The 426-nt window shown below is 69.5% G+C and carries 1 protein-coding gene; it reads left to right on the top strand.

What is annotated here, in order from left to right; translation table 11 throughout:
- A partial coding sequence (locus ACT6QU_RS19465; RefSeq protein ID WP_444837031.1) for an MFS transporter occupies nucleotides 1-426 on the top strand: 426 nt, incomplete at both ends.

Raw genomic sequence — 426 nt, 5'->3', positions numbered from 1 at the left:
CTTCTCGGGCACCGCGGCCGGTTTCGCGGCCTCGGCGCTGCTCGTGCTGTCGGTAACCTTGCCGCGAACCGGAGCCAAGGCGGAGACCCGCGGCATCTACGACAAGACGACGCGCGGCATCCGCCAATATCTGAAGACGCCGCGCCTGCGCGGCCTTCTTGCCGTCACCCTCGCGGCCGCCGCCGCAAGCGCAATGGTCATCGTCAACACGCCGGTGCTGGTGCGCGGCGCGCTCGGCCTCGGGCAAAGCGAGGTCGCGATCACCCTCGCCGCTTTCGGCGGGGGCTCGATGATCGCGGCGCTCCTCCTTCCCCGCCTGCTCGACCGCATCGCTGACCGCAGCATCATGATTGCGGCGGCACTCTCCATGACCATGGTGCTCGCGGCCCTCGCCATCGCTTGGCGGTTCACCGACGAGACCAGTCA

Origin of the sequence: Aliihoeflea sp. (assembly GCF_052435475.1) — a bacterium.
Classification (GTDB): domain Bacteria; phylum Pseudomonadota; class Alphaproteobacteria; order Rhizobiales; family Rhizobiaceae; genus Aliihoeflea.
The sequence above is the reverse complement of the archived record's forward strand: the minus strand, read 5'-3'. Positions and strand labels throughout refer to the sequence as shown.